We start from the raw sequence: 6,915 nt of genomic DNA on the forward strand, positions 1-6,915 counted from the left end.
CCCAGAATCTCAAGGATCTGAAGAGAATCTGAAAGAGAATCTGCCCGTTTGGCGCCCGATTCCGTTATTATATCGAGCCTGTCCTGATCCCTATTGCACGTGCCGAGATCGCATGTCGAAGAAGTCCCTGTTCAAGGTGCTGACCGAGACTGGCCCGCTGATCGCGCTGGGGACGGCGCTTGCGATTCTGGTGTCGGTCGCGGGACCCGCCTCGGCGCAGTTCTTCAACTTCCCCGGCTTCGGCGGCCCGCCGCAGCGCTCGGCTCCGCCGCCGCCGCGCAACGGCGGAGGCGGAGGCGGCGGATGGTTCGGCGGCGACTTCTTCGCGCCGTTCCAGCAGCAACAGCCGCAAGCGCCGCGCCAGGATTTTTCGCGCGCACCGGCGCCGGCCAAGCGCGACACCATTCCCGACAGGAACGTGCTGGTGATCGGCGACGCCATGGCTGACTGGCTCGCCTACGGCCTGGAGGACGCCTACACCGAGCAGCCCGACATGGGCGTGATCCGCAAGCACAAGACCACGTCGGGCCTGATCAAGTACCAGCCCAAAGGCGAGCCCTCGGACTGGACCGCTGCTGCGAAGGGCATTCTCGAGACCGAGAAGCCCGACGTGATCGTGGTGATGCTCGGCCTCAACGACCGCATCGCGATCCGCGAGGCGGCAGCACCCGATAAATCGGACAAGGCGACGGACAAGGACAAGAAGAACGACAAGGGCGCGCGCGGCAAACCACCGGCCAAGCCTGCCGATGCCAAGCCCGGCGACACCGCCGCGAAGCCGGATGACAAGCCGGCCGATGCCGACCTGCCGCAGGATGATGCCGACAACGCTGACGCACCGGCGGTCGCCGCGCCCGAGAAGACCGCGCGCAACCCGAACGGCCTTTACGAATTCCGCGACGAGCGCTGGGTCGAGCTCTACGGCAAGAAGATCGAGGAGCTCGCCAACGTCCTCAAGTCCAAGGGCGTGCCGGTGCTCTGGGTCGGCCTGCCCGCCATCCGTGGCCCCAAGGGCACTGCGGACATGCTGTTCCTGGATTCGCTCTATCGCGAAGGCGCGGCCAAGGCCGGCATCACCTATGTCGACGTCTGGGACGGCTTTGTCGACGAAGCCGGCCGCTTCTTGCAGAAGGGCCCGGACTTCGAAGGCCAGATCCGTCAGCTCCGCAGCGGTGACGGCGTCTATTTCACGAAACCCGGCGCGCGCAAGCTCGCCCACTATGTCGAGCGCGAGATCACCCGCCTGCTCGCCGGGCGCTCCGGCCCGATCGCGCTGCCGAGCGAACCGGCGACCCCCGACACCAGTGCCGAACCCGGCAAGCCCGCGCCGCGGCCGCTGGCCGGTCCGATCGTGCCGCTGGTTGCGGCCTCGATCTCGACCGATCAATTGCTGGGTGGGCCGGGCTCACGTCCTGCCGCCGTCGATGCGCTCGCTGCGAAGACGATGGTGAAGGGCGAGCCACTGGCTGCGCCCGCCGGCCGCGCCGACGATTATGCCTGGCCGCGCCGCGAAGTCGGCCGCGAGCAGGCCAAGGGCGATACGCCGGTCGCCACGACGACACCCGATCGCGGTACGCCGGGTGCGGCCGCGGCGATCGCCCCGCCAAAGCTTGCGCCGAAGAAGCCACCGGCGCCGCAGCAACCGGCACAGGCAGCGCCATCGATGCGCGATTTCTTCGGCTTTGGCTCGCCGCCGCCCCCGCCGCGTCAATTGGCGCCGGCGCCGCGCAATCCGAATCCCAACCCTGCGATCCCGCGTCCGCCTGGCAACGTCGGGCGATCGGCGGAAGTGTTCCGATAATTTTCTAAGCTGAGCTCTCGTGTCCCGGACGCGCTGCAGCGGGAAACGCTGCTGCGCAGAGCCGGGACCCAGCTCGTCCGACAGTCACAAAAAGAATGGGCCCCGGCTCGGCAACGCGGCGTACGCGCCGCGCTGCGTCCGGGGCCCTGATGCTTATCGCGCGTTGGCTTTAGCCTAGTAGCGCCAGCGCGGCGGCGGGCGGCGCGAAGGCCGCGCCATCAGCAGTGCCAGTGCAAAGCCGATGCCGCCGGCGACCAGCAGCGCGCCCATCGGGTTGTCCTGCACCTTCTGGGCAATCGCCTGCGAGCCGTCACGCAACGTTTCGGCCGGCTTGTCGTAGGCGTCCTTGGCATAGCTTGCCGCGGTGTCCGTGGCGTCACGTACGGCATCCTTGGCCTGGCCGTAAAGATTCTGCACACTGCCGGCGGCTTCGCGTGCCTTGCCGGACGCCTGTGTCTGCGTATCGCTAGCCAAATCTCCGATAGCGCCTTCCGCGCGTCCGGCGAATTCCTTGGCCGATCCGACAATCCGATCCTTATCCATGATGCTCCTCCTCGGGGGTCAGCCCAAGTAACCGATCAGGAGCGGCGCAGTTCCATCTGACTTGAAATTGGACTCAGAGAATCAGCCCGCCGTCGACGACCAATGTCTGGCCGATGATGTAGGACGACAGCGGCGATGCCAGGAACAGCGCCGCGCCCGCCATGTCAGCCGGGGTGCCCAATCGCCGCAGCGGAATGCGTGAAAGTGCACCTTCGAGCCGCTTGGGATTGTCGGTCGTCACCTTCGTCATCTTGGTGTCGACCAGACCGGGCGCGATGCCGTTGACGCGGATGTCATCTTCGGCCCAGGCCTCGCCCAGCGTCCGGGTTAGTCCGACCGCGCCGGTCTTCGACGCGTTGTAAGCGGGATTGCCCATGGTGGAATGATAGGCCGCGGTCGAGGACACCATAATCAGCGATCCCCGCGCGTCCCGCAACATGGGATGGAAGCGCGTGGCGCAGGCCATCAGGCTCATCAAATTGACCTCGACGACCTTGCGAAAGCCCGCCATCTCGAACTCGCCGCGGCGATAGAGCACCACGCCCTGTGCGAGCACCAGGATATCGAGCCGATCGAACGACGGCTTGAACGCTTCGACCGCTCCGGCATTGCCGACGTCGAGCTGCGCATAGGAAAGACCGGTGAGATCCGAGCCTTCAGCTTGCGAATATTCCTTCGCGTGAGCACGCGTGCCGCAGACCGCAACTTGCGCGCCCCTGACGCGAAAGGCTTGCGCAATGCCGTTGCCGATGCCGCTGGATCCGCCGACAACCAGCACCTGCTTGCCTGAGAAATCGAGCTCGTTCGTCATCGCTGGCCTCTCCCATTGTCTTGCTTGTTTGACCTGTCTGCGGATCGATGACAGCCTTGTCAATCACAACAAGAACAAGCAGGGCTCAGAGGAAACAGCATGGCCGATTTCAAACAACTCAGCCGGTCCGTGAAGGGCCTGACCGTTCTCGTTACCGGCGCGGCCAGCGGCATGGGACGCGCGACGGCGCGCGTGTTTGCCACTGAGGGCGCGAACGTTGCCGTCACCGATTATGACGAGCAGGGCGCGCTGGCCGTCGCGAAGGAGATCGTGGCAAGCGGCGGCGCCGCGAAAGCCTGGAAGCTCGACGTTGCCGACGGCGATAAGATCAAGCGCGTGGTCGGCGACGTCGCTGCACATTTCGGTGGACTCGACATCATCGTCAACAATGCCGGCATCTCCGTGCGCGTCGCGATCGACGACGACGCCTATGAGGAAGCCTGGGCCAAGGGCCTCGCGGTGATGCTGACGGCGCATCCGCGCATCATCCGCGCCGCGCTGCCTCACTTGCGCAAGTCGAAGAGCCCGCGCATCGTCAACATCGCCTCGACCGAGGCGCTCGGCGCCACCGCATTGCACAGCCCCTATTCGGCGGCGAAGGGCGGCGTCGCCAGCCTCACCCGCTCGCTCGCGGTGGAGCTTGGCCGCGAGGGCATCACCGTCAACTGCATTTGCCCGGGACCGATCCGCACCGCCATCACCGACCGGATCTCGGAAGAGCACAAGACCATCTACGCCAAGCGCCGCACGGCACTCGGCCGCTACGGTGATCCCGAAGAGGTCGCGCACATGACGCTGAGCCTGTGCCTGCCGGCAGCGTCCTTCCTCACCGGCGCGGTCATCCCTGTCGACGGCGGCCTGATGGCGCGCAACGCGTAAGCGGCACCAAAGGTGCGTAGCCTGGATGGAGCGCAGCGCAATCCGGGGTTCTCACCTGGCAGGAAGACTCCCCGGATTACGCTTCGCTCCATCCGGGCTACGGGCAGCTATGCGCGCCCAGCGTTGACATCGCTTGTTACGTGAGTAACTTTTTCCTCGACAGAGCGGGACCAACCGCTCGCGGTTCGCGGGAGAAACGTCATGACGATCGCCATCCGGCAGCTTCACAAACATTTTGTCGGCGAGGTCTCGGGCCTCGACCTGCGGCAACCTCTCACCGAGGCCGAGGCGCGCGAGATCGAAGCCGCCATGGACAAATATGCAGTGCTGGTGTTCCACGACCAGGACATCACCGACGAACAGCAGATGGCCTTTGCGCTAAACTTCGGCCAGCGCGAGGACGCGCGCGGCGGCACGGTCACGAAGGAGAAGGACTACCGGCTCCAGTCGGGCCTGAACGACGTTTCCAATCTCGGCAAGGACGGCAAGCCGCTGGCAAAGGACAGCCGCGCGCACCTGTTCAACCTCGGCAATTGCTTGTGGCATTCCGACAGCTCGTTCCGCCCTATCCCGGCAAAATTCTCGCTGCTGTCGGCCCGCGTGCTCAACCCGAAGGGCGGCAATACCGAATTCGCCGACATGCGGGCGGCCTATGACGCGCTCGACGACGAGACCAAGGCGGAGATCGAGGATCTCGTCTGCGAGCACTCGCTGATGTATTCGCGGGGATCGCTGGGCTTCACCGAATACACCGACGAGGAGAAGGAGATGTTCAAGCCGGTGCTGCAACGTCTCGTGCGCACCCACCCGGTCCATCGCCGCAAGTCGCTCTATCTCTCATCGCATGCCGGCAAGATTGTCGGCATGAGCGTCCCCGAGGGAAGGCTGCTGCTGCGCGATCTCAACGAGCACGCCACACAAAGCGAGTTCGTCTACGTCCACAAATGGAAGCTGCATGACCTCGTGATGTGGGACAACCGGCAGACCATGCACCGCGTCCGCCGCTACGACCAGTCGCAGCCCCGTGACATGCGCCGCGCGACGGTGGCGGGCACGGAGCCAACGGTGCAGCAGCAGGCGGCGGAGTAGTTTTCCATAGTCGTCCTGGACCAGCGAGCGAAGCAGCGCCGATCCAGGACCCATTACCACCGGTGTCCAGTTCGGCGAAGGCTGGTGGTTGCCAGCCTGCTTCAACAATTGCAGCCTGGGTAATGGGTCCTGGCCTTCGCCAGGACGACACTGAGGCGCTACGCGTGCCCCGCCTCGTTCGAGAGCATGCCGGGATCGATGCCGATCTTGCGCAGCGCGCGTCCGTATTTTTCGTCGACGTCGTCGCCGAAGATCAAATCCGAATCCGCGTCGCAATGCAGCCAGCCATTGCTCTGGATTTCGGTCTCGAGCTGGCCCGGCGCCCAGCCGGCATAGCCGAGCGCCAGGATGGCGTGCTTGGGGCCGGAGCCGTTGGCGATCGCGCGCAGGATGTCGACGGTCGCGGTGAGGCAGACGCCGTCGTCGATCCGGAGCGTCGCATTCTCGATGTAGAAATCGCTGGAATGCAGCACGAAGCCGCGGCCGGTATCGACCGGACCGCCGCGCAGCACCTTCATGCTTTCGGCATTCTCCGGCAGCTTGATGTGCTCGCCCTTGTTGATGATGCCGAGCTGCTGCAACAGCTCGGGGAAGTCGATGCTGCCGGCCGGATGGTTGACGATGATGCCCATCGCGCCTTCGGCGGAGTGGGCGCAGAGATAGATCACCGAGCGCTCGAAGCGCTCGTCGCCCATCACGGGCATGGCGATCAACAGCTGGCCGTCGAGGTAGCCCGCCGAACTCGGGAGCGCGGGGGCTGGCTTGCGGGTGCTTTCGCCCGTCCTCTTGCCTGTGGGAGCCATCGGTGAAGCACTCCGGTTTCAATTCCTATCCTGATGTCGGGCCGGGCCGCTGTCAAATCAAGGCTTTCAGGGACTTGATTCAAGTGCATCCATCACAAGCAATTCAATGGTTTGCCGCCGGGCGACCCTGTAAAGACGTACCATGCTGACAAGAGTTCCCCGGCGTGCGGCGATTGGCGTCGCGACAACCCTGCTCGCGTCCTCGCTGGCGCTTGCGGCCCATGCCGACGACGCATCGCCGTGGCAGCGCGACGGACATTCCGCGGTGCGGTTGCTGGCAGGATCGCGCAGCGGCGCCGTCCTGCTCGGCGGTATCGCCTTCCAGATCCAGCCCGGCTGGAAAACCTATTGGCGCATGCCGGGCGATTCCGGCGTTCCGCCGCGCTTCGATTTCTCGAAATCCGACAATGTCGAAGCGGTGACGGTGATGTGGCCGGCCCCGCAGAAATTCGACGACGGCGCGGGCGGCCATTCGATCGGCTATCACGACCAGATCGTGCTGCCCCTGCGCATCATCGCCAAGGCGGCCGACAAGCCGGTGACGTTGCGCGCCGAGATCAATTATGCGGTGTGCGAAAAGCTTTGCATTCCAGTCGAGGCCCGCGCCGAGCTTGGCTTCAACAGCGTCGCCTCGACCGAGGACGCCAATTTGCGTGCAGCGCTCGACACCGTGCCCAAACCTGCCGCCATCGGCGATCCCAATCCGCTCACCATCCGCGACGTGAAGCGTGATGGGCCCAAGAATGTGGTGGTCGACGTGGTCGTTCCGGATGCGCGCACCGTCAGTCTGTTCGTGGAAGGTCCGACGCCCGATTGGGCGCTGCCCATCCCGGCGCCGGTCGAGCCCAGCCCACCGGGCGTGAAGCGATTTTATTTAGAACTCGACGGCCTGGCCCCCCGCGCCCCCCCCCCCCGCGCCCCGCCGGCGGGGGAGGCGGGGGGGGCGGCGCCGGAGGGGCGGGTGGAAAAAAAAAAGGTGTGGGTGTGGG

The 6,915-nt window shown here is 65.3% G+C and carries 7 protein-coding genes; 4 read left to right on the forward strand and 3 right to left on the reverse strand.

Annotation, left to right across the window (positions count from 1 at the left end):
• The first annotated feature begins 112 nt into the window (after nucleotides 1-112).
• The gene (locus AC0L23_RS02880; protein WP_085351757.1) at nucleotides 113-1,801 is read left to right on the forward strand and encodes an SGNH/GDSL hydrolase family protein; all 1,689 of its coding nucleotides are present in this window, start codon (nucleotides 113-115) and stop codon (nucleotides 1,799-1,801) included.
• Between the two features lie 174 nt (nucleotides 1,802-1,975).
• On the opposite strand, the gene AC0L23_RS02885 is transcribed toward AC0L23_RS02880, so the two are convergent.
• Nucleotides 1,976-2,344, reverse strand: a complete 369-nt coding sequence (locus AC0L23_RS02885) for a CsbD family protein (protein WP_018454632.1) — start codon at nucleotides 2,342-2,344, stop codon at nucleotides 1,976-1,978.
• Between the two features lie 73 nt (nucleotides 2,345-2,417).
• Nucleotides 2,418-3,155 (reverse strand): SDR family NAD(P)-dependent oxidoreductase, encoded by a 738-nt coding sequence (locus AC0L23_RS02890; protein ID WP_085351756.1) that lies wholly within the window; start codon nucleotides 3,153-3,155, stop codon nucleotides 2,418-2,420.
• Between the two features lie 99 nt (nucleotides 3,156-3,254).
• Between AC0L23_RS02890 and AC0L23_RS02895 the strand changes: the two genes are divergently transcribed.
• The gene (locus AC0L23_RS02895) at nucleotides 3,255-4,034 is read left to right on the forward strand and encodes an SDR family NAD(P)-dependent oxidoreductase (protein WP_085385081.1); all 780 of its coding nucleotides are present in this window, start codon (nucleotides 3,255-3,257) and stop codon (nucleotides 4,032-4,034) included.
• Nucleotides 4,035-4,235: 201 nt separating this feature from the next.
• Nucleotides 4,236-5,123 (forward strand): TauD/TfdA dioxygenase family protein, encoded by an 888-nt coding sequence (locus AC0L23_RS02900; RefSeq protein ID WP_085351755.1) that lies wholly within the window; start codon nucleotides 4,236-4,238, stop codon nucleotides 5,121-5,123.
• Between the two features lie 158 nt (nucleotides 5,124-5,281).
• Here AC0L23_RS02900 and AC0L23_RS02905 read toward each other — a convergent pair whose 3' ends face one another.
• Nucleotides 5,282-5,926 carry a YqgE/AlgH family protein gene (locus AC0L23_RS02905; protein ID WP_018454636.1) on the reverse strand — a complete coding sequence of 215 codons (645 nt, stop codon included), beginning with the start codon at nucleotides 5,924-5,926 and terminating at the stop codon, nucleotides 5,282-5,284.
• A 142-nt stretch (nucleotides 5,927-6,068) separates the two neighbouring features.
• Between AC0L23_RS02905 and AC0L23_RS02910 the strand changes: the two genes are divergently transcribed.
• Nucleotides 6,069-6,915 (forward strand): protein-disulfide reductase DsbD domain-containing protein (locus AC0L23_RS02910; protein ID WP_473356771.1); only part of this gene is annotated, 847 nt, incomplete at its 3' end.

The organism is Bradyrhizobium sp. MI1.4 (assembly GCF_055811315.1).